Genomic DNA, 25,110 nt, shown 5'->3' with positions numbered 1-25,110 from the left:
CACGCTAGCCGCTATCCTCCCCGCAAACCCGCGCCGTAAATTCAACGCCCCGGAAAAGGGCCGAGTCATCAGTCAGCCCCCGGCGACTTGAAAGATGAAGGCTCTATAGAAAAATGCAGACTGACCGGCAGTATGGTCGGCCATCGCCGTTGTAGAATCTCATAGGATCTACACTCAGTTTTATGGGCCTGTTTTCGCTCAGCGCATAATTAAGTTAATCGTCCTCATGAGTACGCCATGAACCGTTTCGATCTTACCTTTCTGAAATACGTGCAGGAGCACAGCCCGCTGGCGATTGAAGAAGCCGTCGCAAAATTCGGCAAAACGCTGTCCACGCTTAAGCGCACCATGAAAGAGGTTAATGAACAGCTTCAGCCCGCCGCCCATCTGCATATTGATAATCAGTTCATTACAACGGCCATGCGCTATCGGGAATATATCAATTTCCTGGAACACATTCAGTTCAACCGCTATATCACCACGGCGGAAGAACGCATCAGAGATCTCAGCGTGGCGCTGTGTTTGCAGGATGTGGTGAATAAAAGCGAATATTACCGGAAATTCCACGTTAGCCCGACGACGCTGAAAAATGATAATCAGGCGCTGCTCGGCTTTTTACACGCCAACCACCTGACGATGACCAGCATCCCCAAGCAGGGATCGCGGCTGGATGGCGACGAGATTTCACTACGCATCGCTATCTGCTTGATTATTATAAAAACCGTGGAGATTGGGGAACACCACCGCCTGGTTCCCCACCGGGCGAATGAACCGATCAATAAATCCATTGCCGCCCAATTTTTAACGCAGTGCGCCGATGAAATAGAAACGGCCGCCGCCCTTTACCAGCAGCGCCTGGAACCGCTGATACAGTTGGGTTATAACGGCAAGAAATATTTCCTGGTCTATATGAGCATGGCGCTGCATCGCATCCGGCGCGGCCATACGATCGCCGATGGCCGACAGCTTGACTTTATCCAGTCGCTGGATTTTTCCCTGCTGGAACCGCGCCATGAGAATCAGTTTCTGAATTTGCTGATCTCGTCGCTCACCTTCACCCGCCGCCCTTTCAATGTGTACGATCCCGTGCTAATCCGGCATGTGCGGCAATTATGCGCCGCGCTGTCGCCTTTATTACGGGCGCGGATTCATAATACCCACGCGTTTTTCTCCGAGCTGTATCAGTTTATTTATTCGGCCATCGTGCAGAATAAATTCAATCTCTATTTTGATGATAAAAAATTGCACGATGTGCAGACCCATTACAGCGCGTTATATGACGGCGTTTGTCAGGCTACCGCGCCGATTGAGCGACATTATCAAACCGCATTTTCGCCTATTCATCTGGCGACGCTGGTTTTGATTCTGAAAAAGTACGAGTTGCAAAATCGCCTCTATGACGAGCCGAAAAAACGCGTCGTCATCGTGACCAATTCATCAGAAAGCAAGGTCGGCTATTTCAAAGAGACGCTTAAATCGTATTTTCATATCGATATTATTGAATGCGTCAACATCAATGAGTTGCAGCGGCTGGAGCAATTACCCTGTGACTTATTAATTACCTTCACCAATAAAATATCCAATTATTTGAAATACTATCGCCTGGATTATATCAAAGTGAATTTTTACCTTACCCGTGATGATATCGCTTTATTGAGCAAGCAAGGGCTTTCAAGGGCGAAAAAGAAAATTCCCCTTGAGGCGTTTTTGCAGGAAACCGCGGAAATGGATCAACAACAGCGCCGTCAGTGGCTGGAGCAGCGCTACCCCGATTTTTTTATCTGATACTATTTTTATTCGATCAAACTCATTATTGAATAAAACAGGGGGCAACGACCGTTGCCCCCCTGATGTTTTGCGGGAAAAATCGTGCGAATTTACGCTATCCGCTTGAATACCTGCTCGGCCATCTCTTCCGCCAGTACCGCGCATAATCCGCTATAAGCCGCCGGATCCAGCAGTTCGGCGATCTCCTGCTGCGAGAAGTTCGCCGCAATCACCGGGTTGCTCGCCAGCGCCTCGCGGTAGGCGATATCGTCATGGGTGCTGTGCATCGCCACCTGATAAACCAGTTCATGGGCCGGATCCTTGCCCAGCTTATCCACCAGCTTCATCATGATTTTTTCGCTATTGATCAACCCATGCGTCAAATCCAGATTTTGCCGCATCCGCGCCTTGTTTATCACCAGCGTGCGGGTCAGTTCTTCCGCGCGCAGGATAATTTCCGCCATCAGCTCCATGCTTTCCTGTAGGTTGGCGTCAAAAATAAAGTAGGCGGAGCTATCCGCTTCAAACGGACGCGGACAGACATACAGCGACGAAGTCAGCACGGCATACAGTCTCTGCGCGTTGGCGATAATACCCTTCGCCAGCTTGGGATTAACCTTTTGCGGCATGGTGCTGCTGCCGACCGTTCCCCTGGCAAAGGCTTCGGACACCTCGCCGAACTCTTCGCTGGAGGTTTGGTACACCTCTTCGGCGATTTTATGCAGCGTGGTGGCCAACAGGCACAGATTCGAGATGTATTCAGCCCGATACACCCGCGCATTACGTGCAGGGACAGGCATCGAGTACATGCCTAGCGCCTCCGCCACCAGATCCTGCACCCGGCGACCGGGTTCTCCGGTGGCGTGGAACGCGCCGACCGCGCCGCCCATCATCACGGTAAAGACCCGTTTTTCCGCTTCCTGCATGCGCTCGACCGCGCCCAACAGTTCATAAATCCACACGGAAACCTTATAGCCATAGGTGATGGGCAACGCATGTTTACCGTGCGTGCGGCCCGCCATCAGCGTGTCTTTATGTTCCGTCGCCAGCCGGGCAAGATTAAGCAGCACGCGGTCCACAAACTGCATCAGCTGTTGATGGAACCGTTTGGCAAGATACAGATGCGCCGTTTGCTGAATATTCTGCGTCGTCACGCCATAATGCACATACTTGCCGCTTTCGGCGTCGCAGGCATTGACCAGCACTTTGATCACCGGAACAAAACCGTGGCCGATTTGTTGCAGCAGGCGTTCGATCTCCGCCAAATCAATGCGTTCCAGCTTGCAGTTGGCGGCGATATTCTGCGCCGCCGCCTGCGGGATCATCCCCACTTTTGCCTGCGCCAGCGCCAGTTCGGCTTCAATATCCAGCCATGACTGCACCCTCGCCTCGTGAGTGAACAGATCTTTCATCCCTTTATGATCGATGGTTTTGCTTTTTGAATCGTACAGTGCGCGCATGTCAGGCCCTCTTAATCTTGTCTGGTTCCGGCTAAAGCGTCATCCACCGCGTTACGGACAAACTCCACATGCGGCCCGAATACAACATGAATATGGTTGCTGGACGGAATAAATGTTCCCATGGAACCGGCATCTTTAAGCAACGCCATTTGCAGCAGTTTCTGATTGTGCAGATCGACGCGGAGACGGGAAATACAGTTTTCCACCCGCTTGATATTGGCTTTTCCCCCCAGCCCTTCAATCACCAGCTGAGCCACTTTGTCATACTCTTTGTTATTTAACAGGGTGCTGTCCGCGATCTCGCTTTCACGGCCCGGCGTTTTTATATCGAATTTGCCGATTGCCCAGCGGAAGAAGAAATAAAACACCACAAAGTTGATACTGCCGAGCACGAGCAGATTGACCCAGTGGGTATTTTCATACATCAGGCCGAAAATACCGAAATCAAAAATCGTCCCGCGAATATAGCCGATGGAGACATCCAATATTTGCAGCGGTATGGTTAATAATCCGCACAATATCGAATAGACGATAAACAGTTTCGGCGCAATAAACAGGAAGGAGAACTCAAGCGGTTCGGTGATATTACCGAGGACAGCGGTAAGCACCACGGTCAAGATCATCCCTTTGGCGAATTTCTTATTCTTGAAATACGCCATGTGATACATCGCCAGGCCGATGGCAGGCACGCGGAATAAGGTGGTCAGCATTTGCGACGACGCCAGATAACTCGACAACGTCGGCATAAATTCATTCCATGCCGGATGGTTGGGGCCTAACTCAAAAAGAATTTTGTTCATGGCCGGCAAAATACCGACATAAGTCTGACCGTCGATTAAATAGGTTCCGCCCGCCTCGGTAAAACGCACGGTGGAACTCAGGACATGATGCAAACCAAACGGGATCAACAGCCGGTTCAGCGTCATATAGATCCCCGAACCAATATGAGGCGCCATCATCACGGTTGAAATACTCTTCATGCCCGCGGTAAAGACATCCCAGATAAAAGGGATCAGCAACCCGACCGGGATAGTGAAGGCTATGGATAAAATCGCGACGGATTTTTTACCGCTGAAGAACGCAAAAGCCAGCGGCAACTGTAGGCGATAATAACGGTCAGTCACCTTAGCCGCCAGTAAACCGGCGATAATACCGCCCAGCGCCTCGATTTTCAGCGTCTGAATTCCCAGCACCATGCCCTGCCCGACAAAGGCCATATCCTCGCTGACTAATTGTCCCATCAGCTTTAAATGAACGTGCATGGAGATCAGCAGCGTCATATAAGCGATCACCGATGAGAAAACCGCGATTCCTTTTTCTTTTTTCGACATGCCGTAAGCGACGCCCATCGCGAACAGCAGCGGAATATTTTGAAAAACCACGCTACTGATTGAACCAACGGACGACAGAATAGCCTTGAAATAAGCATTACCTAAAAAAGGCAGCTTATCGATCATATAGGCCTGTCCCAACGCGCTGCAAATACCCATTAACATCCCGACGGGCGCTAATACGGCAATGGGTAACAATAGCGAGCGTCCAAATGTTTGTATTTCGTTTTTAAAATTGGCGTTCATAATAAGATCCCTGGTGTGGATTTACAGGTCTTATAGAACACTAACGACAATCCCGCCATCAAGGTCAAATAACGGCTGATTTAAAGCTCATCATTTGCCCCTGAAAAATAATGACGGCATTCACAATTTAAAAAGAATTCTGACTGAAGCACAGGAAAAGTCGCTGCGCTTAGCGTAATTAACTCAGGTTGTATATTCGAAATCATTCGAGTGGCATAACGCGGCAAGTAAAGGACAAACTCGTCGGGAACCCATCCGACCGGCCAGCGGCCCCGAAAAAGAGAGGGCCGAATAACAAAGTCAACGCACTGGCAACTTGAAGTATGAAAACAACTACTCCTCGTCCAGCTGCGCGGCGACGTAAAGCAGGAAGCGATCCTCAAACAGCGACAGATTCAACCCGGTCAGTTCGGCGATGCGCCGTAACCGGTATTCCAGCGTATTTTTGTGAATAAAGAGGGCCTTGGCGGTTGCGCCCGCCTGTTGGTTGTGACGAATCCAGGTATGCAGGGTCTTTCTGAACACGCCATTGCCGTCCATCGCTTTTAACCGATTCAAGGGGCTAACCAGTTCGGTCGCCTGCCAACCGTCGCGCAAACTATCCAGCAGAACGGGCAGTTTGATGTCCTGATAACAGTAGCACTGGACGTCTGGCATGCGCCGCTTGCCCACTTTTATCGTGGTTTTCGCCGTCTGGTAAGAGCGGGCGACGCCCCCTTCGCCGGGGAAAAACTTGCCCAGCGCCAGACGCCCCTTCAGCGGGCTTTCCTGTTGCAGACGCTGATGCAGCATCGCCATCCGGCGCTTGTGCTCCTCCGGCTCCCAGCGCTCCGCGTGCAGGTATGCCGGTTTCAGCACCACCATTTCGGTGAGCGAAACAATCGCCATCAGATCATCCTTGCCGGTTTCCATCAGCAACGACTGCAACTGTTGCAGTTCGCTCATGGCGGTACTCACGCCCAACTGCCCGCTGTCCAACTCCACCACCATGGCGACGCGCGGCTGTTGCAAATCGACCCCGAGACGTTGCGCCCACTCTTTCATCGTCAAGGAATAGACGTCGTTACGTACCATGCTCAACACCAGCTCTTCGCGCAGACGGCTGTTCTGCGCCAAGAGCTGCAACAAATGCGCCTGTTCCAGCATCATCTCCGCCGTCATACAGACCAGTTCGCCAAATTGCAGCAACCCTTCCGGGTTCCCGGTCAAACCGATAACCCCCACAATCTGGTTGTTCAGGCGCAACGGCAAATTGATGCCCGGTTTCACGCCATGCAACGTGTGCGTCGAGGCATCGTCAATCGATACGATCCGCTCTTGCGTCAGGGCCAGCAGCGCCCCCTCGTGAATTTCGCCGATACGATCTTGATCGCCGCTACCGATAATGCGGCCTTTGGCATCCATAACGTTGATATTACAGTCAATAATATCCATGGTTCGTTTGACGATCGAATAAGCTAATTTCGCGTCAAAATAGTAATCCGTCATTTATTATCCTCTGATGCGGCGAAAAAATAAAATAGCGCATATACCCAATAGATTTCGAGTTGCAGGACAAAACGCATAGCGTTTTGAACAGCGCTTGCGCTGGCCCCGTAGGGGCGAGTAACACAGCCAACGCACCAGCAACTTGAAAGATGACGGGTATAAACATACATGATGCCTAATGACGAAAACGCCATCTAATCCGCTATTATTTTTTGTAATTTAATAAAACATCACTATTGATATTCCAAAGGGAATATCACTGCGCGTTATTAAATAAAACGCCTTCTGGTTTATTTAAAAATAACGCCTTATTCAGCAGCAATGAAAAGCCGCGGCGCGATCTCGTCACGCCACGGCAGGATCACGGTTTTAACCATGATGTTTTTATACGCCGGGTATTATTTATACGCGGCTGTTTTCAGTAACCGGCCAATATTCTCGCAGGCGCGCGCCATATTCACGGCGCCGTCTTTTAGCAAGGCGTCAATGCTATCGATATGCGGAATAATACCGAAAATAACATCGATGCCTTCGTCATAAAGCGTATCCACGCCATCGCCGATACAGCCGGAGACGGCAATCACGGGTACGCCCTGCGCTTTGGCGGTTCTGGCGACGCCATAAGGCGTTTTGCCGAACTTGGTCTGATAATCGATGCGCCCTTCGCCGGTAAAGCAGAAATCGGCGCCGGCCAGCTTATCGCGCAACCCGCTGAACTCCACCACAATATCAATGCCTTTGCGCAACGAGCAACGCGTAAAGGCCATCAAACCTGCGCCCAGCCCCCCGGCCGCGCCCGCGCCCGGTATGTCGGCGACGTCTTTATGCAACTGGCTGCGGATCGCCGCGGCATAGTGCGCCAGATTGGCGTCCAGTTGCGCCACCATGTCCGGCGTGGCGCCCTTCTGCGGCCCAAAAATCGCGGAAGCGCCCTGTTCGCCGCACAGCGGATTGGTCACATCGCAGGCGACCTGAATATCGACCTGCGCCAGACGGCTATCCAGCCCAGAGACATCGATGCGGTGCAGGCGTCCCAGCGCGCCGCCGCCGCATGGCAGGGGTTCGCCGGCGGCGTCATAGAAACGCGCGCCCAGCGCTTGCGCCATGCCGGCGCCGCCGTCGTTGGTGGCGCTGCCGCCGATGCCCAAAATGATCTTTTTAATGCCCCTATCTAGGCAAGCGCGGATCAGTTCGCCGGTGCCGTAGGTGGTGGTCGCCAGCGGATTTTTGGTGTCGCGGTCGACAAAATGGATGCCGCTGGCGGACGCCATCTCGATCACGGCGATCTCGCCGTCGCCCATGATGCCATAGCTGGCTTCCACCGGTTTACCCAACGGCCCGGTGACCGTCAGGGCATACAGGCTGCCCTGTGTGGCGTCGATTAATGACTGAGTGGTGCCTTCACCGCCATCGGCCATGGGAACATGAATGTAGTTCGCATCAGGAAAGACTTTTCTTAACCCTTTTTCCATGGCGTTACACACTTCTTTCGCCGTCATGCTCTCTTTGAAAGAATCGGGAGCTAAAACAAAGGTTTCTTTTTTCATTGTGGGTTGCCTCATCCTAAAAAATAAAGCCGTAAAGCGCGGTGGCGACAATCGTCATGGTTCCCCCGACAATCGCTTCATACGGCAGCAGGCACATACGCTGTCTGATGCTCATGTTCATGCTCTGCGCGGTAACGTGGAAATAGTTGCCCTGGGGTAAAGAGTCGATCACGGTCGCGCCGGTATGCACCATGACCGCAGAGGCGATAGGCGCGATGCCGATATTGGAAATCGCGTGACCGAAAGTGCTGGTGGCCAGAATGACGCCGGTAGAGGTCGACGCCGTCGCCGCCGCCATCAAAATGCCGGAGATCGGCGCCAGGAAGGTGCCGGAAATCCCCATAAGATTAATCAATTGCACGACCTGTACGGAGAGGTCGGAGGCGGCAATCAACCCGGCTATCGATCCGGCGCCGATCAGAATCAGCACGGTCGCCGTCATTTTTTCCAGCCCGGACGTGGTATAGGCGATGATCTTGTCTTTTTTCCCCATCGCGATCAGCCCGACGACGCCGGCAAGCGGCAGTACGTAGAGCGCATCAAGTTTGAAGGCGGACAGCGAACTGATGTGGAAGATGGAACCGATAGGGTTAACCATCAACAGGATAACGGCGACCGTAGGCGCGACAATCGCTTTCCCCAACGACGGATAACTTTTCTCGTTCTTCGCGTTTTGCGTTCCGTAGGCCGCCGCGGCTTCGCTTTCGCTGACCTTGATGCCTTTATTCTTCAGCAATGAGGCGACCATCACGGTCATCAGCAAACCGCAGAGGGCGGGAATAAAACCCGCGATCATCACGTCGCTTAAATTGAGGTGAAAACCATTCGCCGCCGCAATGGTATTGGGATTCGGAGAAATAATATTGCCCGCTTTACCGCCGCCGGAAAGCGCCAGCAATAACGCCAGCTTCGATATGCCCATTTTATTCCCCACCGATAATGCAATCGGCGCCACAATTAATACCGCGACGGGAATAAATACGCCGACGGCGGTAATAATCATGGTGGCTAACGCCAGGGCTAATATGGCTTTACTTTCGCCCATCTTTCTTACGATGGCCTGCGCGATGGTTTCCGCCGCCCCCGACTCCATCATCACGCCGGCCAGCACCCCGGCGGCCAGCACGCGGATAACGGTACCCATCAGGCTCTGCGTGCCGGAGGTTAATAACGCCAGCGTCTGATCCAGATTGGCGCCACCGATAATCGCGCCGATAATCGCGCCAAGAAATAATGAATAAACGGGATTTATTTTCTTAAAAATAAGGACAATAGCAATAAAAAGACCGATTAACGCCCCGTACCATGCCAATGGTTCGATGGTATGCATAATAAAACCTCTTATATTTTCTACGTTATCGATAATAGGGTGCCGATACAAAGTTCCCTGGTGGAATTTGTATTAATTCGCGATCATTAAAAATATCGTTCTATCAAAAAACCATTGAGTCGATAAAAACTGCCTCTCATCTATTGGTTGGTCGTTATTTTATTACGCGCACCTAAAATGGCCTATGTGTCGCAACACGAAAAATCGGCCGTTTAAATAAAAATTTTTATGTTGCGGAACAAGAAAGCGAGAGGTTTATCACAATGCGCGCCAACAGGGTAAGACGGCGTTTGATGCCATGCGCCAGGCGCCGGGAAAATCGAGGACTGCCGCCCATCCCCGCTCGCTCGCCCGTGAATGCCGTCAATCTGCGATATTTTTAAACCAAAAAGCTGCCTAACGCAGCAGCCCCTCCCGGATACGCTGCTGACGGCTTTGTTCAAACGTCTGCATGCCGGCCTGCCCGCCGCTCTGGATCAGGCTGGGCAACTGATGGCTTTTCCCCTCGCGGATCAGATTGCTGACCGCGGAGGTGGCCGTCAGCACTTCAAACAGGGCGACACGCCCGCCTTGCGGCATCGGCAGCAGCCTTTGCGCAATCACCGCCTGCAAACACGCGGCGAGCTGACTGCGGACAAAGGTTTTTTCATCGCCGGGAAACACATCCACCAGCCGATCCACCGCCTGCGCCGCGCTGCGGGTATGCAGGGTGGACAGCACCAGATGCCCGGTTTCCGCCGCCGTTAACGCCAGGCGGATGGTCTCGGTATCGCGCAGTTCCCCCAACAAAATCACATCGGGATCTTCGCGCAGCGCGGCGCGCAGGGCGTCTGCGAACGATTGGCTGTCCCGGCCGATTTCGCGCTGCTGGATCAGGCACTGCCGGCTGCTATGGATAAACTCGATCGGATCTTCCAGCGTGATCACATGCCGCCGGCTTCTCTGATTCAGCGCCGCTGTCATCGCCGCCAGCGTGGTCGATTTACCGCTGCCGGTGGCGCCGGTCAGTAAAATCAGGCCGTCGGGCTTCTCAAGCAGTTCAGACAGGATCGGCGGCGCGCGCAGCGAGGTTAACGCCGGATGGGCCGACGGAATGATGCGCAGCGCGGCGGATAACCCCAGACGCTGGCGAAACAGATTGACCCGCAGGCGCTGTCCGTCCGCCAGCACCAGGGCGCAGTCCAATTGACCGCAGCGTCGAAGCTGCCGTAGCTGGGGCGGCTCAAGCCAGTCGGCGCACCATTGTTCCAGCTGTTCCGGGCGCAAACGTGGTAAGGTATTTTCCATGCGCAGCAGACCGTCTACGCGCAACACCGGCGGATGTCCGCTACACAGGTGCAGATCCGAGGCATTATGCTTTACACTAAACGACACCCATTCATCCACATTCATCGATAATCTCCTGAATGACTATGACGACAATCCAGCAGAATCTACAGGACATCAGACAGCAGATCGTCGCTGCCGCACAACAGTGCGCGCGGGCGCCGGAAGAAGTAAAGCTGCTTGCAGTCAGCAAAACCAAGCCTGTAACCGCTATCGAAGAAGCGATCGACGCCGGGCAGCGGGCGTTTGGCGAAAACTATGTGCAGGAAGGCGTGGACAAAATCCATTACTTTCGGCAAAACCGGCCGGAACTCGATTTAGAATGGCACTTTATCGGTCCATTACAGTCGAATAAAAGTCGACTGGTCGCTGAAAATTTCGACTGGTTCCATACGGTGGATCGTCTGCGCATCGCGCATCGTTTAAGCGAACAACGCCCGACGACATTGCCGCCGCTGAATGTGCTATTGCAAATTAATATCAGCAATGAAGCGAGCAAATCCGGCATTAAGATTGACGAATTATCGTCGCTGGCGGCCAGCGTGGCGGCATTGCCGAATCTGCGGCTGCGCGGGTTGATGGCGATCCCGGCCCCGGAAAACGACTATCAGCGCCAGCTTGCCGTATTCCGGCAAATGGATGATTTGTTTCAACAGTTGGCATTACACTACCCCCACATCGACACCTTATCGATGGGTATGACCGATGATATGCGCGCCGCCATCACCGCGGGCAGCACGCTGGTGCGAATCGGCACCGCCATTTTCGGCGCGCGGGATTACTCGACGTCGACGAAATAACCCAACGCGGCGACATCGCCGGCCACATCGACAACGGTTAACACAACAAGAAATCAGTGAGAGCTTAGATGCAACAACGTAAAATAGCATTTATCGGCGCAGGCAATATGGCGCAGGCCATTATTGCCGGGTTGATTGATGAGGGTTATCCCGCGCGAAATATCAGCGTGTGCGCGCCGTCCGGCACCCATCGCGACGCGCTGGCGGCCAAATACGGCGTGATCAGCAGCGCGGATAACGAGCAAAGCGCCAGAGAAGCAGACGTTATTGTGCTGGCGGTAAAACCGCAAATGATGGCGAGCGTGTGCCAACCTTTGCGTCAGCAGGTGGATTTCGCCGGCAAGCTGGTGCTGTCGATTGCCGCCGGCATCAGCATCCGCCGTTTTCAGGCCCTGCTGGGCGACGCGCTGAACATTGTACGCATCATGCCCAATACCCCTTCGCTGGTGGGAAAAGGGATGAGCGGATTGTATGCCCCCGCCGCCGTCAGCGCCACCGATCGCGACTTTACCGCCGGGTTGATGAAAAGCGTGGGTAAAGTATGCTGGGTGGAAAACGAGCAGGATATTAACGCAGTGATTGCCGCCGCCGGCAGCGCGCCCGCGTATTTTTTCCTGTTTATGGAAGCGATGCAGCAGGAAGCCATCCGCCAGGGGTTTGATGCCGAGACCGCGCGTTTGCTGGTGCAGCAGTCCGCCTCCGGCGCCGCCGCGCTGGTGGAAGCCAGCCCGGAGACGCCGCTGTCGACCCTGCGCGAAAATGTGACGTCGAAAGGCGGCACCACGGCCGAAGCGTTACGGGTATTCAACGAACGCCAACTGACGCAAATCGTGTCGGAGGCCATGCAGGCCGCCGTCAAGCGCGCTCAGGAAATGGAAAAGCTGTTCTGAAGGCAACGTGAATAATCACCCCATTTTATTAAGGAACCGACGTACCTATGCTTACCCTGACTTTTCTGGTCAAAACGCTCATCGACCTCTACGTAATCGTTCTGCTGTTACGCATCTGGATGCAGTGGTCGCGCAGTGATTTTTATAACCCCCTTTCGCAATTCGTGGTGAAAATCACGCAGCCGGTTGTCGGGCCGCTGCGCCGGATCCTGCCTTCATTGGGGCCGATCGACAGCGCGTCGCTGCTGTTGGCGTTTATTCTGACCACCATCAAATATCCGCTGCTGCTGTTGATTCAGGTCGGCGCGCTGTCGCTCAGCCCGATGAACCTGCTGGTCGGTTTACTTTCCCTGGTCAAGTCCGCCGGTTATCTGATCTTCTGGATCGTGATTATTCGTTCCCTGATGAGCTGGATCAGCCAGGGCCGCAGCCCGATCGAATATCTGCTGCATCAGTTGACCGAGCCGCTTATGGCGCCGATTCGCCGGATCATTCCGGTGATGGGCGGCATCGATTTTTCAGCCATGGCGGTGATCCTGATCCTCTATCTGTTCAATTATCTGGGCATGGATCTGTTCCCGGGGCTGTGGTTCCTGCTGTGAGCGCCGTCACTCGCCAAGATGACGACCTGGTGATTCGGCTGTATATTCAGCCGAAAGCCAGCCGCGACCAGATTGTCGGGCTGCACGGCGACGAGCTGAAAGTCGCCGTGACCGCGCCGCCGGTCGACGGTCAGGCCAACGCCCATCTGACCAAATTCCTCGCCAAACAATTCCGGGTCGCCAAGAGTCTGGTCATTATTGAAAAAGGCGAACTGGGGCGGCATAAACAGATTAAAATCATCAATCCGCAACACATCCCGACGGAAGTCGCGGACCTCATTGAATAAACACGCAGGAAAAACATATGCAAAAAGTGGTTTTGGCTACCGGCAACCCCGGTAAAGTGCGCGAACTTGCCAGTCTGCTGGCGGATTTTGGCCTGGATATCGTGGCGCAAACCGAACTGGGCGTGGATTCCGCGGAAGAAACCGGCCTGACATTTATCGAGAATGCGATTCTGAAAGCGCGTCACGCCGCAAAGTTAACCGGTCTGCCGGCGATTGCCGACGATTCCGGTCTGGCGGTGGATGCGCTGGGCGGCGCGCCGGGCATCTACTCGGCACGCTACGCCGGCGTTGACGCCAGCGACCGCCAGAATCTGGACAAACTGTTGCTCGCGCTGCAAGACGTTCCCGATGAACAACGCGGCGCCAGCTTCCATTGCGTACTGGTTTATCTGCGCCATGCCGAAGACCCGACCCCGCTGGTGTTCCACGGTAGCTGGAGCGGTGTGCTGGCGCGCGAACCCGCCGGCGACGGAGGTTTTGGCTACGATCCGATCTTTATCGTGCCGGAATTGGGAAAAACGGCGGCGGAACTGACGCGCGAAGAAAAGCATGCCCGCTCCCATCGCGGTCAGGCGCTGCGTTTGCTGCTGGATGCCCTGCGCAATGCTTAAGCTGCCGCCGCTCAGCCTGTACATTCATATTCCCTGGTGCGTACAAAAGTGCCCCTACTGCGACTTCAACTCTCATGCGTTGAAAGGCGACGTGCCGCATCAGGAATATGTCGACCATCTGCTGGCCGATCTGGATGCCGACCTGCCGCTGGCGGATGGCCGGGCGCTGCACTCTATTTTTATCGGCGGCGGAACGCCCAGCCTGCTGAGCGCGGATGCGATGCAATCCCTGCTGGACGGCGTGCGGGCGCGCCTCCCCCTTGATCCCGACGCCGAAATCACCATGGAGGCGAACCCCGGCACGGTGGAGGCCGATCGCTTCAGCGGCTATCAGCGCGCGGGCATCAACCGCATTTCGATCGGCGTACAAAGTTTCAATCAACAAAAGCTGACCCGGCTGGGACGCATTCACGGCCCGCTTGAAGCCAAACGCGCCGCGCAGCTGGCCGCCGGACTGGGATTACGCAGCTTTAACCTCGACCTGATGCACGGCCTGCCCGACCAGTCTCTGGCAGAGGCGCTGGACGACCTGCGTCAGGCGATTGCCCTCAACCCGCCGCATTTGTCGTGGTATCAGCTCACCATCGAACCCAATACGCTGTTCGGCTCGCGCCCGCCCAAACTGCCGGACGACGACGAGCTATGGGACATTTATGAGCAGGGTCACCGTTTGCTGAGCGCGGCCGGTTATCAGCAATATGAAACCTCGGCCTACGCCAAACCGGGCTATCAATGTCGGCACAACCTGAACTACTGGCGCTTTGGCGACTATCTGGGCATCGGCTGCGGCGCGCACGGCAAGCTGACGTTCCGCGACGGGCGTATTCTGCGCACGGTGAAAACCCGCCATCCGCGCGGCTATATGCGGGGCGACTATCTGGATAAACAGCACCAGGTCGCCGGCGAAGACCGCGCCTTCGAGTTCTTTATGAACCGTTTTCGCCTGCTGGAAGCCGCCCCGCGCGCCGACTTTACCGCCTACACCGGGCTGGATGAAAGCGTAATCCGCCCGCAACTGGAACAGGCGCTGGCGCAGGGTTACCTGGTTGAGACCGCCGCCCACTGGCAAATTACCGAGCACGGCAAGCTGTTTCTCAATTCGCTGCTGGAGCTGTTTCTGCCGGAAGCGGAATAAAGCCGGGCCGATAGTTATGGCCGGAACGATAACCATTGATCTCGGAGATGAACTGCGACACTACGTGGAGTCGCTGGTTGAGTCCGGTGATTAGCGAACACAGAGTGAAGTCATTCGGGAGGCAATCAGAATGCTGCGTGAAAAACAGGCTGAGTCCGACCTGCAAAAACTGCGTAATCTGATCGCCGACGGATTAAATAGCGGAGAGCCACAGGAATGGAATCGCGATGAGTTTCTGCAAAAAGTCAGGGATAAAGTGCAGGCGTCGACAAAAACGAATTAAGCTCACCCCGCGGACATCCGGCTGACTATCCCGATAAATTTCCACTTTTTCAGCCTGTTCGAGATTGAATTTTTGCGCACGGTTATGACAAAGTGTAGGCATGTTGAAATCTGCTGGTGACGATAATGAAAGCTATAAAATTACTCATCGCATCGCTATTGATGGCGGCGGTATTGAGCGGTTGCAACACCGCGCGCGGCTTTGGTCAGGACGTGGAAAAACTGGGCAGTAAAATTTCCAGTTCAGCCAGTTAACACGCAACCTATTGAGCGCTGTTCACTGCGCAAAAACAACCCCGGAGGATATCCCTGCCGGGGTTGTTTTTAGTTGCTCAACCTGCAAGCGCTACCGCTGATGGGTTACACGACTTGCATTTCGTCATCCTCTTCTTCGCAATCATCGCGCTGAACCGGTTTATCCGGTGGCGCATCCGCCGTCGGCAACGACTCCGACAAGGTAATTTGCTGCACCGCCAGTTCGCGGAACTGTTTCGGACTCACGCCGGTGTGTTTATGAAAAAAGCGGGTAAAGTAGGCTTCATCGTTAAACCCCAGCGATGCCGCCAGTTGTTTGATGGTTTGCGCGGTGTACACCAGTTCGCACTGCGCCTCCTGAATCACCCGCATATTAATCACATCAAGACTCGACATTCCCAGAGCGATACGGCATAGCCGGGAAAGGTGGCCGGGCGACATGCCCATTTCACCGGCATAGTCGTTGACCGAAAGCCGCAACCTGAATTGCCGATCCACGCTACGCAGGAACTTATTAATCTGCGCCGCCTTGCGTGAACAGGCGGCCAGTTCCCGCTGCTCCGGCGACAGATCGCTAATGCGCGCCAGGTAAATAAAGAGCGAGGTAAACAGCGACATGCACATCGCCGTTTGATTCACCGTCGGCACGCGGAGTTCGCGCAACATGGCTTTGTAAAAATCCAGCACCCTTTTTTTATCCCCGGCCGCCTCATCCAGCGCAATGACGCACGGTTTGTGAATCAGCTTCATCAGGCCCGGCGCCAGCAGGTTTGCCATTGACTCCAGCGGTTTCTGAGAAGCGGTAATCGTCATCCCTTCGGTGTTTGGCGTGTAATGAAGAGCATGTACCGTTGTAGCCGGTATCAAAATCAGGCAGGGTGAATGGGCGAGCTGTTTTGAGCAATTTAGTGATACATCCACGCTGCCACGTTGTATAAACTGCAATTGAATGAGATTTTTATGTAAATGCGGTTCAATTTTCCAATCATATAGCCTGGATCGGTAAGGAATCCATTCCAAATTAAAAAAGATATCCCAGCTTAACTCGGGGCGTTCTTTATAAAGAGCATAGACGGGAATCGTCGTCGTCATGGCATTTCTCCCGTTTAATCTGATCCAATCTTTCGATTAATATTTGGAATACAAGCAGGATTAGCGATAAACCATTTCCACGGTAACGTGCTATAGCAGGCGAAAAGAATAAACCAACGTCCTCCAGGTAGTCAGTCGGTGCATCGCTGCGATTAATTCAGGCCGTGTCGCTATCTTGATTCACCGACTAGGTGGTGGCTGCCTACGCAACCGACTTTTTCTCAATGGGACGAATACGTATTATCGCGGCAAACAAAGCCCCCAAAATGGCGATGCCGGCCCCCAGGTACAGGCCATATTCATATTGGCCGGATGACAGGTCGATAATCCATCCGGTCAATACTGGCGCAAAAATACCGCCGATGGAACCGAACAGACTGCATAACCCGACAATAGTGCCGGTAAACTTCACGGAGAATTCCATGGGAATGGAGAAATACGCGCCCATGGTAAAACAGAGAAAGAAGTTTGATGTGGAAATCAAACTAACCGCCCCGGGCAAACTGGTTACCCGTATGGCGAGAATCAAAAACAACCCGGCCAGCAGCATACCGCAAATCACGGGGAGTTTTCGCCCAATACCCGGCCCCCAGCGATTGGAAAAGTAGTCCGCGGCCAAACCGCCGATCGGATAAGCGGCAATCGCGACAAGATAAGGCAACATGGAATAGATGGCGCTCAGTTTCAGATTGATGCCCCTGCCCAAAGCAAAATAAGTGGGCAGCCAACTCATAAACATGAAAAAGAGATAGAGGGCGCAAAAATAGGAGAGCGAATAGGCCCAGATGGATGGCGTTGAGAAGATATCCTTTTTGGTTAATTCGCTGGCCGCCGGCTCCGCAACCGCCGTTTGTTGCACGGGTTTAACTTGTCCGGCTTCTATATACATTAATTCCGCATGACTAATTTTGGTATCGATGCTGGGATGGGACGTTCCTTTCATTGGATACCACCAGATCAGGCACCACAAAATCCCCAACATGGAGAAGGAATAAAAAACGGCCTGCCAATTCCATATCTCAATGATATAAGCCGCCAGCCCCATGGAAATAGCAATTCCCAACGGGCATCCCGCCTGTCTGAAACCGCTCGCCAACCCCGCTTCCTTTTGCGGCACCCAACTGGCGACTATCGCACAGTCGGACGGCACCACGACCCCCTGCCCAATCCCCACCAGGATGCGAATCAAGATCATCAAACCCACAGTCGAACCGACCAACGGCGTCAGGAAAGTGAACACCGCCCACCATAATGTTCCGATTACCAGTACGATACTGCCGCCGTAACGATCGGACAAAATACCCGCCGGCATCATGGTGATGGCATAACCAATAAAAAAGGCGGTAGATATCCAGCCGAATTCGGTAGCGGTCCAGTTATACTCTTCCAGGAATATCGGGCCGCACATCGACATCCCGGTTCGGGCGATAAACATGGCGATATAATTAAGAAACAGGTAGGCAATGATCCCCCACCGACGATTACCGATTGAAGTGCTCATTGATGAAATGCTCATTCTGTGACTCCTTGGTAAAAACAGGAATGACTACATGGCGAGCAGCACTTTCCCCTAATTGAATGAACATCAGTTAACCTCCATTTAAATTATCATTTAAGCCTAAGGGGGTACCGTTATCCAATATATGTCGTTTTTAATATTTCATTAATTTTATTAAACTTATTACCCTATTTTTCATTCACCAAGTATAAGACCGGCGCATGTCAACAAGACATCGACATTTACAGCAATTAGCAGGACAAATCGTACATGGGGAATGGAATACGCCGGGAAATATTGGATTTATTTTTATAAAGCAATTATATAGAAACAACAAATCGGTTAACGAATTAAATTCTCGAAAAATATACGCTTTAAAAAATGTGAAAGAGATCAAGTTATGCCAATTGCAGCACACCCGATAAGTTCGATCACAGGATGAGAATTATGCGCCGGCGCACAATTATGTTTATTTTCCTCTTTAAAAAAGCAATAGCCCTGAGTATAAAATACCGCCAACTCACTGCTGAAATAGTATTATTTCTGCTATCAATAAGATTTTAATTAACAATTAATTATAAGAAATACAAATGCTCACTTTGTCCTGCTAATGGCTTGGATTGTCAATGTTTCATGATTGAAAGAAATATTATGCTTATAAAAATGACGTCATCATGTATCTGTGGACTATACCCTAAATAATTCGATGGGAGTTTATTATGCATAATAACACCATGAAAGCGCTGATTAAAACCAAAGGCGAGCCTTTCTGTATGGAGGTCGCGCAAATTCCTATTCCGGAAATCGATGCGACACAATGTTTAATTGAAGTAAAAGCCTGCGGCATTTGCGGGACCGATCATTCTCTATGGCACTGGAATGAAGCCATTGCTAAATCCTATCCCGGCATGAAATTCCCTATGGTCTTTGGTCATGAATTTTGCGGAGTCATCGCCGAAGTCGGGAAAGAAGTAAAAAATTGGCGGGTTGGCGATCGTGTCGTGGTTAATCCCGGCCTTCACTGTAACGCATGCCATTATTGTGCGGAAGGCGGACATGAAGTTTGCGATCATCGTCCGTTCATCGGGACCACCGTATTCGGCGCATTTGCAGAATATTGCGCCGTCAGAAGTGAAAATCTGCTGAAACTGGATGACAACATCAGTTTTAACGTCGGCGCCTTGTTGGAGCCGTTCTGCGTATCGTTGAATGCGATTGACCGAGTGAAACCTGATTTCGGAGACACGGCGGTCGTCATGGGTCCCGGCGCGATCGGCCTGCTCATGGTCATTATTCTGAAATCCATCGGCGTACAAAAAATCATCGTGACCGGTACCGACGCGGATGGCGACAGGTTGACGGTGGCGAAAAATTTTGGCGCCCACTATGTGATTAACGCCAGCAAAACGGATGCGGCCGCCGAAGTCATGGAACTGACCAACGGGCAAGGCGCGGAAGTCATTTACGACATGACCGGCTTTTTCGGCGCGGTTCCGCAGGCCGTGCAAATGGCGGCCAAGCGGGGAAGAATCGGCGTTACCGGTCTGCCGGCGAAACCGAGCGAAATCCCGATGACGACGATTGCCATGCGGGAAATCAGCATTATCGGCAACCGGGCCTATGGCAACAGCACATGGTTCAAAGCCCTCAATATGCTGGCTACCGGGCAAGTGAAGATTGACGATGTGGCAAGTTTCGTATTCCCTTTGAATGATTTTGAGCAAGCCATGAAATTACTCGACGAGAAAAAAGGTCTGCGCATTATTCTCGAACCCTAACTTAATTCTTAAATCACGGTGGGCGATCATCGCCGGAACACGCCGGGTAATTCAGCAAAATAGAGGCAGGGGGTAATAACGTCGCTATTTAAAATAAAGAGGATTTAAAATGTCTAAAATTTTTGCAGGTAAATATGCAGTTATAACTGGGGCCGCGCGTGGCATATTAAAAGATACCGCGCTGTGTCTGGCAGAACGCGGCGCGGCCGGGATCATTATTTCCGATTTATTATACGATGTGGCGCAAACCACCGCGCGCGAAATTGAGCAGGCGACCGGTTGTCATTGCCATGCTTTCAAGACCGATGTGTCCAAACCGGATAATATCGACGCCCTGTTTGCCTTCACTCTGGAAAAGTTCGGCACCGTTCATATTCTCATCAATGGCGCCGGCATATGCCCAACGACGCCGCTTGAAGAGGTTGACGCGGCGCAATGGGATCTGGTTCAGAACATCAATTTGCGCGGCGCCCATCTTTGCTGTCGCGAGGCGATCCGTATCATGCGGCGACAGCAATATGGCCGTATCGTCAACATCGCCTCAATGTCCATGCGGGTCGGCGCGATTGCCGCTTCAGCCAGTTATGCCGCGTCAAAAGGCGGCCTTGCCGCGGTATCGAAAACCTATGCGCGGCTGACGGCGAAAGACAATATAACGGTAAACGCCATTGCGCCGGGCCTTATTCTGACAGACATGACCCGCAATAATAATTACGGCACCGATAACATTCCGATGGGACGCCTTGGCGAGCCGCGGGATGTCTCGACGGTGATCGCCTTCCTCGCCAGCGATGATTCCCAATACATGACGGGTTGCACACTGGATGTGAACGGCGGAATGTACATGACGGCTTAAATCGGGGAGCAGGATTGCAGTGGCGGGAGGAAGACGAATGACAAAGCCTATAACACGCCATTGTCATCCTCGGCTACGTCCAGTCATTCCAGCGGTTGCAGACGGGAATCTCCTACTGAAACCGTAAACCGCCATTAGCTGATTCCCGCCTTCGCGGAATGACGGCGTTGGGAAGGTTTGTCATCAACCTCAGCGCCACGAATGTGGCGCTCGGTATATCTGTTCGCCGCACGTTAAAAAGGCGTTCGCCAATCAATGACTCTGGCGCAGGGGCGTTGGCAACGACCGCGGCAAGACTCGGAGGATAATTAACATGGGAAAAAATGCATTTGCAGGATTGCGCGTTATTGACATGACAAGATATTTACCGGGAGGCTATGCGACTCAAGTGTTCGCCGATCTGGGCGCGGAAGTCATCAAAGTGGAAGAACAAAAAAAAGGAGACTTTTGTCGCGGCGACGAGCCTAAAATAAATGACGTCAGCTACTATTTTACCGCCCTGTGTCGCAATAAAAAAAGTTTGACGCTTAATTTAAAAGCGGAAAAAGGCCACGATATCTTTCTGCAACTGGCGCAAGAGGCGGATATTATTATTGAGAATTACCGCCCTGGGGTAACAAAAAGACTGGGCATTGATTACGACGCCATTAATAAAATCAATCCTCGCATTATTTATTGTTCATTATCCGGTTTTGGCCAGGAATCGCCGTTAAGTCTGGCAGCGCTTCACGATATTAATCTGCAAGCCATGAGCGGTTATTTATCGGTAAACGGCGGTAAATTAACCCCGTTTCATTTGTGCGATGTCGCATCGGCCATGACCGCCGCGCAAGGCATTGCCCTCGCCTTGTATGCGCGCGAGAAAACCGGCCGCGGCCAGTCAGTCGATATCCCCATGTTCGACAGCCTGCTTTGGTGGCTCAGTTTGATCACCAGCCGCTATCATTTCCAAAACAATCAGGTGTCCGCCGAAACGCTGGAATACCCGGCCCTTTGTTACAATGTCCTGAAGACCAAAGATGGCGGGTATCTGTCTCTGGGTATGGTCGAGGATAAGTTCTGGCGACAGTTCTGCATCGAAACGGGTAACGAAGATTTAATTCCCAAACAAATGTTACGTCGCCATGAAGCCCCCGGGGAATTTGAAAGAATAGAACAACTCATCGCCGGCAAGACCCTGATGGAATGGCGGGAATGGCTGAAAGGAAAGGATATCTGCATTGTCCCGGTGGTGAATGTAGGCGAAGCCGTAGAGGCTATCGTGGCCCAGAACAGCGGCATTATGCAATACGTGGACTATCCCGGCGTCGGAAAAGTGCTGCAAACAGATATACCCTATAAGTTTTCCGAGCTTTCCCATGATCTCCAATCCGCAACGCCGCCGCCGGTTTTGGGCGAGCATACGCGGGAAATACTGGCGCGACTTGGCTATAAGCAAGAAGAAATCGCCGCGCTGGTCAAAGACGGCGTGGTCACGGTTGCCTCTTGAAAGCGGATAAGCAATCACGGAGGTAAGCGGAATATTTCCGCCTGCCTCCGTGTCCGTCGGATGCTCAACGCGATTTGCCCCCCCTCGTTGACATTCAATCGAGCTGGCGCTGAGCCGCTTTAGGTAAAATCGGTTTAACCTGGCTAGTCAATAAAATTACCGCCCCCAGAATGGACATCGCCGCCCCCAGATACAAAGCGTGCGTATAGCCATAGGCATCCACGACGACACCGGTAAGAAATGGCGCCGTAATACCGCCTATTGTGGCGCAGGTGGCATAAAGACCGACGATCTTGCCGGCATTGTTGGGAGAAAAGATGATCGGCATGGAGTAGTATCCCCCCATCGTCAGACATAACACCCCGTTGGAGGCCGATAACAACGTCACCGCGGCCAACGCGCTGTCGGCTTTTGAGCCATAGATCAACAAGACGCCCGCGCCGACCATCCCAAGGAGGGGGAATAACTTGCGTCCCATATTATCGCCCAATTTATCCGCAGCCCGATCGGCCAACCAGCCGCCAATCGGGTAGGTGAATGTCGCCACGATGTACGGCATCATGGTATAGATGGCGCTGGTGCTTAAATCCAGGCCGCGACCGTTGACAAAATAAGTCGGCAGCCATGTCATGAATAAATAAAAAAGATAGTTGGTGCAAAAAAATGAAATTGCGCCGGTCCACACGGATAGCGTCGAAAAAATATCTTTCGAGGTCAAGATCGCGGCTTGCCCCCCGCTATTCGGCGAACTGCCCTGGCCCGATCTGATATATTTTATTTCCTCTTCGGTGATTGTAGGATGTTGCTCCGGTTTATTTTTGCCGTATCGCCACCAAAGCAAAACCCAAATAGGGGCTAAGAAAGCAAAAGAATAAAACACGGTCTGCCAGTCCCAGACTTTTATGATCCAGGCCGACAGCGGCATGGTAATCGCAATCCCCAAGGCTACGCCCATAATGCTTAATCCTTGCGCCAGCCCGGATTCTTTTTTGGGTACCCACTGCGCGATAATTGAGGTCATCGCAGGCAAAGAAACCCCTTCGCCCATTCCCATCGCAACACGGATGAACAACATCAACCCCATGGTTGCGCCAAAAGGCGTAAGAAAGACGAACACAGACCACCATAAGGCGCCGATGACAACCACCTTGCCGCCGCCGAACCGGTCTGCCAGCCATCCTCCCGGAATCTGCGTACACACATAACCGATAAAAAACGCCGTCGAAACCAAACCAAACTGCGTCGCACTCCAATCAAAGTGCCTTATCATCTCCGGCCCGGCCATCGACATGCAGGATCTGTCCATATATAAAATCAGGTAGCAAAGCGTCAACAGAATAATAATCCGCCATCTTTTATTTCCTATTTTTGAAGTCATGATTATTTTCTCCATATTTTCGGCATAAAAAAAATCAGAAAACCCCAAAAATCATATTCATTAAATGAATTGAGATTGCCGCAATAAGATTTCTCATAGCCATTATTTTCGGCCTGCCGTTACCCCCGTCCTTTCTCATGATTATATTTCGCCATAACACGGCCTATGGAGATAGGCGTCCAAACAGCCATTGCCATTAAAGGGTTAATATCCGTGCCGGTTTAACCGGCTTTTGCGAAATCATCCATGGAGAAGAAATGTTGTTTCAGGACAGTCCTTTTCTTAACCGGGCGGCAGGAATATCAGCGTTTGATGGAGTCGATGCCAAAACTCGGGTTGAGTACGCTTTCCGGCGCCGGTTCTTCGGAATAACACAACACCTGGCCGTCGGTGGTCATGGCGTCAATCTGCTCATTGGAGTAACCATATTCACGCATCACTTCGCGCGTGTCGTAACCGATAGGTCGGGACCTGTAGAGCACCGGATCGCCTACGCTCTTGATACGGATCGGGGTGGTCGTAACGGTATATTCCCCGAGGGCGTCATAATGGATTTTCCTGAGTATATCGTTGTCAAACGCTTCCTGATCCTCAAGAATATCGTCCACGGTAAAACACTTCTGGAAGGGAATATCCCTTTCTTTGAACAACGTCTCCCAGTAGGCAAAATCCTGTTGCGCAAAGGCTTCTTCCATCCACTTGATAACCTGCCGGTACGCGCCGGTTTCACCGATAACCTCCAGCGTATCGTAATCCTTGTTGCCGACCAGATGATCCAGCCCCATGGTGGTCATGACCAGCTCGAAGTACTTGTTATAGTTGCCGAAGCAAATGATGAACCAAATGCCATCCCGGCTTTTATATGAATTGTTGGTGGGGCAAGGCGCATTCTTCCGATCTTTTGGATACTCGGCGCCCTGCTGACGGGCAACGACGGCGGAGGTCATGGCCCAGACGGCGCAATGGTAAAGATTGACCACCACCTTGTCGCCTTTGCCGCTTCTCAGTCTTCTTACCAACGCGGCAAGTACGCCGGCGGTCAATGCAACGCAGGCGTTCCAGTCGCCAATGGCGATGGGGGCATTACCCGGCTCAAAGTGTTCATTCGCCTGGGGAAAGGACATCACCAACCCGCCGCGGGCAGAATACGACGTGGCGTCAAAGCCTTTCGCGTCTCGTTCCGGCCCTCTTTCGCCATAACCTCGCATCTGTCCCCAGACGATGTGAGGAAACTTCCCGCTCAAGGTTTCGTAGTCCAAACCCAGCCGTTTAAGCGCGCCGTCCCGAAAACTGGTAATAACGATATCCGCATCGCCGATCAGCTTGTAGATCAGCGCTTGACCCTCCGGGCTTTTCAAATTGATACTGAGCCACTTCTTGTTCATGGAACTCATGTCGAACGCGGCATCATCAAACTTGGTCTTGTGATTCATCCCCCAACTTGCGCCCTGGGTACGCTGCTCGTCGCCGGTAAAGGGTTCTATCTTGTAAACCGTGGCGCCCATCTCCCCCAGAATGCGCGGACATGCCGGCCCCGCGACATAAGCCGTCAGATCCACCACCTTAATGCCTTCCAGCCCGATATTAGACATTTTCATGTTCTCCTCTATTACGACTGTCGGCGCATGGCCGCTATACATATTCAGCCATACATTGCTTTTA

Annotated in this window: 21 protein-coding genes and 2 pseudogenes; 12 read left to right on the top strand and 11 right to left on the bottom strand. The window is 52.6% G+C overall.

Features of this window, described 5'->3' with window-relative positions:
- Positions 1-237: 237 nt before the first annotated feature.
- A complete protein-coding gene (locus ABRZ26_RS12630) occupies positions 238-1,785 on the top strand; it encodes a BglG family transcription antiterminator (RefSeq protein WP_319604484.1) in 1,548 nt (515 codons plus the stop codon).
- 92 nt (positions 1,786-1,877) lie between these two features.
- Here ABRZ26_RS12630 and ABRZ26_RS12625 read toward each other — a convergent pair whose 3' ends face one another.
- From ABRZ26_RS12625 to ABRZ26_RS12600, 6 genes are all read right to left on the bottom strand, one after another.
- The gene (locus ABRZ26_RS12625) at positions 1,878-3,227 is read right to left on the bottom strand and encodes a class-II fumarase/aspartase family protein (protein WP_319604483.1); all 1,350 of its coding nucleotides are present in this window, start codon (positions 3,225-3,227) and stop codon (positions 1,878-1,880) included.
- A gap of 11 nt (positions 3,228-3,238) precedes the next feature.
- On the bottom strand, positions 3,239-4,804 hold the full coding sequence (locus ABRZ26_RS12620; RefSeq protein ID WP_319604482.1) for a PTS transporter subunit EIIC: 1,566 nt from the start codon (positions 4,802-4,804) through the stop codon (positions 3,239-3,241).
- Positions 4,805-5,137: 333 nt separating this feature from the next.
- The gene (locus ABRZ26_RS12615; RefSeq protein WP_319604481.1) at positions 5,138-6,292 is read right to left on the bottom strand and encodes a CdaR family transcriptional regulator; all 1,155 of its coding nucleotides are present in this window, start codon (positions 6,290-6,292) and stop codon (positions 5,138-5,140) included.
- A 398-nt stretch (positions 6,293-6,690) separates the two neighbouring features.
- A complete protein-coding gene (locus tag ABRZ26_RS12610) occupies positions 6,691-7,839 on the bottom strand; it encodes a glycerate kinase family protein (protein WP_319604480.1) in 1,149 nt (382 codons plus the stop codon).
- A 16-nt stretch (positions 7,840-7,855) separates the two neighbouring features.
- Positions 7,856-9,169 (bottom strand): GntP family permease, encoded by a 1,314-nt coding sequence (locus ABRZ26_RS12605; RefSeq protein ID WP_319604479.1) that lies wholly within the window; start codon positions 9,167-9,169, stop codon positions 7,856-7,858.
- A gap of 396 nt (positions 9,170-9,565) precedes the next feature.
- Positions 9,566-10,561, bottom strand: coding sequence for a type IV pilus twitching motility protein PilT (locus ABRZ26_RS12600; RefSeq protein WP_319604478.1), 996 nt, complete (start codon positions 10,559-10,561; stop codon positions 9,566-9,568).
- A 20-nt stretch (positions 10,562-10,581) separates the two neighbouring features.
- Here ABRZ26_RS12600 and ABRZ26_RS12595 point away from each other — a divergent pair, with 20 nt between their 5' ends.
- The 8 genes and pseudogenes from ABRZ26_RS12595 to ABRZ26_RS12560 all read left to right on the top strand — a co-directional run bounded on the left by ABRZ26_RS12595 (position 10,582) and on the right by ABRZ26_RS12560 (position 15,357).
- Complete coding sequence (locus ABRZ26_RS12595) at positions 10,582-11,295, top strand: YggS family pyridoxal phosphate-dependent enzyme (protein ID WP_319604477.1); 714 nt, start codon at positions 10,582-10,584, stop codon at positions 11,293-11,295.
- 68 nt (positions 11,296-11,363) lie between these two features.
- Positions 11,364-12,185, top strand: a complete 822-nt coding sequence (gene proC / locus ABRZ26_RS12590) for a pyrroline-5-carboxylate reductase (protein ID WP_319604476.1) — start codon at positions 11,364-11,366, stop codon at positions 12,183-12,185.
- Between the two features lie 47 nt (positions 12,186-12,232).
- Positions 12,233-12,787, top strand: a complete 555-nt coding sequence (locus ABRZ26_RS12585; RefSeq protein WP_319604475.1) for a YggT family protein — start codon at positions 12,233-12,235, stop codon at positions 12,785-12,787.
- A complete protein-coding gene (yggU, locus tag ABRZ26_RS12580; RefSeq protein WP_319604474.1) occupies positions 12,784-13,074 on the top strand; it encodes a DUF167 family protein YggU in 291 nt (96 codons plus the stop codon). Before ABRZ26_RS12585 ends, yggU begins: the two co-directional genes overlap by 4 nt.
- Before the next feature lie 17 nt (positions 13,075-13,091).
- Positions 13,092-13,685 carry an RdgB/HAM1 family non-canonical purine NTP pyrophosphatase gene (rdgB, locus tag ABRZ26_RS12575; protein WP_319604473.1) on the top strand — a complete coding sequence of 198 codons (594 nt, stop codon included), beginning with the start codon at positions 13,092-13,094 and terminating at the stop codon, positions 13,683-13,685.
- Positions 13,678-14,820, top strand: a complete 1,143-nt coding sequence (gene hemW / locus ABRZ26_RS12570; protein WP_319604472.1) for a radical SAM family heme chaperone HemW — start codon at positions 13,678-13,680, stop codon at positions 14,818-14,820. The genes rdgB and hemW overlap by 8 nt, the downstream gene beginning before the upstream one ends.
- 16 nt (positions 14,821-14,836) lie before the next feature.
- Positions 14,837-15,103 (top strand): annotated as a pseudogene (locus tag ABRZ26_RS12565) (type II toxin-antitoxin system ParD family antitoxin).
- Positions 15,104-15,228: 125 nt separating this feature from the next.
- Complete coding sequence (locus ABRZ26_RS12560) at positions 15,229-15,357, top strand: entericidin A/B family lipoprotein (RefSeq protein ID WP_319604471.1); 129 nt, start codon at positions 15,229-15,231, stop codon at positions 15,355-15,357.
- A gap of 105 nt (positions 15,358-15,462) precedes the next feature.
- Here the strand turns inward: ABRZ26_RS12560 and ABRZ26_RS12555 are convergent, their stop codons facing one another.
- The 3 genes and pseudogenes from ABRZ26_RS12555 to ABRZ26_RS12545 all read right to left on the bottom strand — a co-directional run bounded on the left by ABRZ26_RS12555 (position 15,463) and on the right by ABRZ26_RS12545 (position 17,965).
- Positions 15,463-16,134: a helix-turn-helix domain-containing protein gene (locus ABRZ26_RS12555; protein WP_319604575.1), complete on the bottom strand. Its 672-nt coding sequence runs from the start codon at positions 16,132-16,134 to the stop codon at positions 15,463-15,465.
- 54 nt (positions 16,135-16,188) lie between these two features.
- Positions 16,189-16,449 (bottom strand): annotated as a pseudogene (locus ABRZ26_RS12550) (AraC family ligand binding domain-containing protein); the annotation flags it as partial.
- A gap of 202 nt (positions 16,450-16,651) precedes the next feature.
- Positions 16,652-17,965, bottom strand: coding sequence for an MFS transporter (locus tag ABRZ26_RS12545; protein WP_319604470.1), 1,314 nt, complete (start codon positions 17,963-17,965; stop codon positions 16,652-16,654).
- 701 nt (positions 17,966-18,666) lie between these two features.
- On the opposite strand from ABRZ26_RS12545, the gene ABRZ26_RS12540 reads away from it, so the two are divergent.
- The 3 genes from ABRZ26_RS12540 to ABRZ26_RS12530 all read left to right on the top strand — a co-directional run bounded on the left by ABRZ26_RS12540 (position 18,667) and on the right by ABRZ26_RS12530 (position 22,070).
- Positions 18,667-19,725 carry a zinc-dependent alcohol dehydrogenase gene (locus tag ABRZ26_RS12540; RefSeq protein ID WP_319604469.1) on the top strand — a complete coding sequence of 353 codons (1,059 nt, stop codon included), beginning with the start codon at positions 18,667-18,669 and terminating at the stop codon, positions 19,723-19,725.
- Between the two features lie 109 nt (positions 19,726-19,834).
- Positions 19,835-20,581 carry an SDR family NAD(P)-dependent oxidoreductase gene (locus ABRZ26_RS12535; RefSeq protein WP_319604468.1) on the top strand — a complete coding sequence of 249 codons (747 nt, stop codon included), beginning with the start codon at positions 19,835-19,837 and terminating at the stop codon, positions 20,579-20,581.
- Between the two features lie 313 nt (positions 20,582-20,894).
- Entirely contained in the window at positions 20,895-22,070 is a 1,176-nt protein-coding gene (locus tag ABRZ26_RS12530; RefSeq protein ID WP_319604467.1) for a CaiB/BaiF CoA transferase family protein, read from the top strand.
- A 94-nt stretch (positions 22,071-22,164) separates the two neighbouring features.
- Here ABRZ26_RS12530 and ABRZ26_RS12525 read toward each other — a convergent pair whose 3' ends face one another.
- Together ABRZ26_RS12525 and ABRZ26_RS12520 are read right to left on the bottom strand one after the other, a co-directional pair.
- Entirely contained in the window at positions 22,165-23,448 is a 1,284-nt protein-coding gene (locus tag ABRZ26_RS12525) for an MFS transporter (protein WP_319604466.1), read from the bottom strand.
- 302 nt (positions 23,449-23,750) lie between these two features.
- Positions 23,751-25,046, bottom strand: a complete 1,296-nt coding sequence (locus tag ABRZ26_RS12520; RefSeq protein WP_319604465.1) for a CaiB/BaiF CoA transferase family protein — start codon at positions 25,044-25,046, stop codon at positions 23,751-23,753.
- Positions 25,047-25,110: the final 64 nt, after the last annotated feature.

Origin of the sequence: Brenneria sp. L4-2C, from assembly GCF_040240335.1 — a bacterium.
GTDB lineage: Bacteria > Pseudomonadota > Gammaproteobacteria > Enterobacterales > Enterobacteriaceae > Brenneria.
Note: the sequence above shows the minus strand (reverse complement) of the source record. Positions and strands in the feature narration are given on the sequence as shown.

Excerpts from the sequence above, each read along its gene's own strand:
- ABRZ26_RS12535 (WP_319604468.1), top strand. The coding sequence starts at position 19,835 with ATGTCTAAAATTTTTGCAGGTAAATATGCAGTTATAACTGGGGCCGCG.
- ABRZ26_RS12555 (WP_319604575.1), bottom strand. The coding sequence starts at position 16,134 with ATGGCAAACCTGCTGGCGCCGGGCCTGATGAAGCTGATTCACAAACCG.
- ABRZ26_RS12585 (WP_319604475.1), top strand. The coding sequence starts at position 12,233 with ATGCTTACCCTGACTTTTCTGGTCAAAACGCTCATCGACCTCTACGTA.
- proC (WP_319604476.1), top strand. The coding sequence starts at position 11,364 with ATGCAACAACGTAAAATAGCATTTATCGGCGCAGGCAATATGGCGCAG.
- ABRZ26_RS12520 (WP_319604465.1), bottom strand. The coding sequence starts at position 25,046 with ATGAAAATGTCTAATATCGGGCTGGAAGGCATTAAGGTGGTGGATCTG.
- ABRZ26_RS12620 (WP_319604482.1), bottom strand. The coding sequence starts at position 4,804 with ATGAACGCCAATTTTAAAAACGAAATACAAACATTTGGACGCTCGCTA.
- ABRZ26_RS12625 (WP_319604483.1), bottom strand. The coding sequence starts at position 3,227 with ATGCGCGCACTGTACGATTCAAAAAGCAAAACCATCGATCATAAAGGG.
- rdgB (WP_319604473.1), top strand. The coding sequence starts at position 13,092 with ATGCAAAAAGTGGTTTTGGCTACCGGCAACCCCGGTAAAGTGCGCGAA.
- ABRZ26_RS12545 (WP_319604470.1), bottom strand. The coding sequence starts at position 17,965 with ATGAGCATTTCATCAATGAGCACTTCAATCGGTAATCGTCGGTGGGGG.
- ABRZ26_RS12630 (WP_319604484.1), top strand. The coding sequence starts at position 238 with ATGAACCGTTTCGATCTTACCTTTCTGAAATACGTGCAGGAGCACAGC.
- ABRZ26_RS12605 (WP_319604479.1), bottom strand. The coding sequence starts at position 9,169 with ATGCATACCATCGAACCATTGGCATGGTACGGGGCGTTAATCGGTCTT.
- ABRZ26_RS12615 (WP_319604481.1), bottom strand. The coding sequence starts at position 6,292 with ATGACGGATTACTATTTTGACGCGAAATTAGCTTATTCGATCGTCAAA.
- ABRZ26_RS12530 (WP_319604467.1), top strand. The coding sequence starts at position 20,895 with ATGGGAAAAAATGCATTTGCAGGATTGCGCGTTATTGACATGACAAGA.
- ABRZ26_RS12600 (WP_319604478.1), bottom strand. The coding sequence starts at position 10,561 with ATGAATGTGGATGAATGGGTGTCGTTTAGTGTAAAGCATAATGCCTCG.
- ABRZ26_RS12540 (WP_319604469.1), top strand. The coding sequence starts at position 18,667 with ATGCATAATAACACCATGAAAGCGCTGATTAAAACCAAAGGCGAGCCT.
- ABRZ26_RS12525 (WP_319604466.1), bottom strand. The coding sequence starts at position 23,448 with ATGACTTCAAAAATAGGAAATAAAAGATGGCGGATTATTATTCTGTTG.
- ABRZ26_RS12610 (WP_319604480.1), bottom strand. The coding sequence starts at position 7,839 with ATGAAAAAAGAAACCTTTGTTTTAGCTCCCGATTCTTTCAAAGAGAGC.
- ABRZ26_RS12595 (WP_319604477.1), top strand. The coding sequence starts at position 10,582 with ATGACGACAATCCAGCAGAATCTACAGGACATCAGACAGCAGATCGTC.
- hemW (WP_319604472.1), top strand. The coding sequence starts at position 13,678 with ATGCTTAAGCTGCCGCCGCTCAGCCTGTACATTCATATTCCCTGGTGC.
- ABRZ26_RS12560 (WP_319604471.1), top strand. The coding sequence starts at position 15,229 with ATGAAAGCTATAAAATTACTCATCGCATCGCTATTGATGGCGGCGGTA.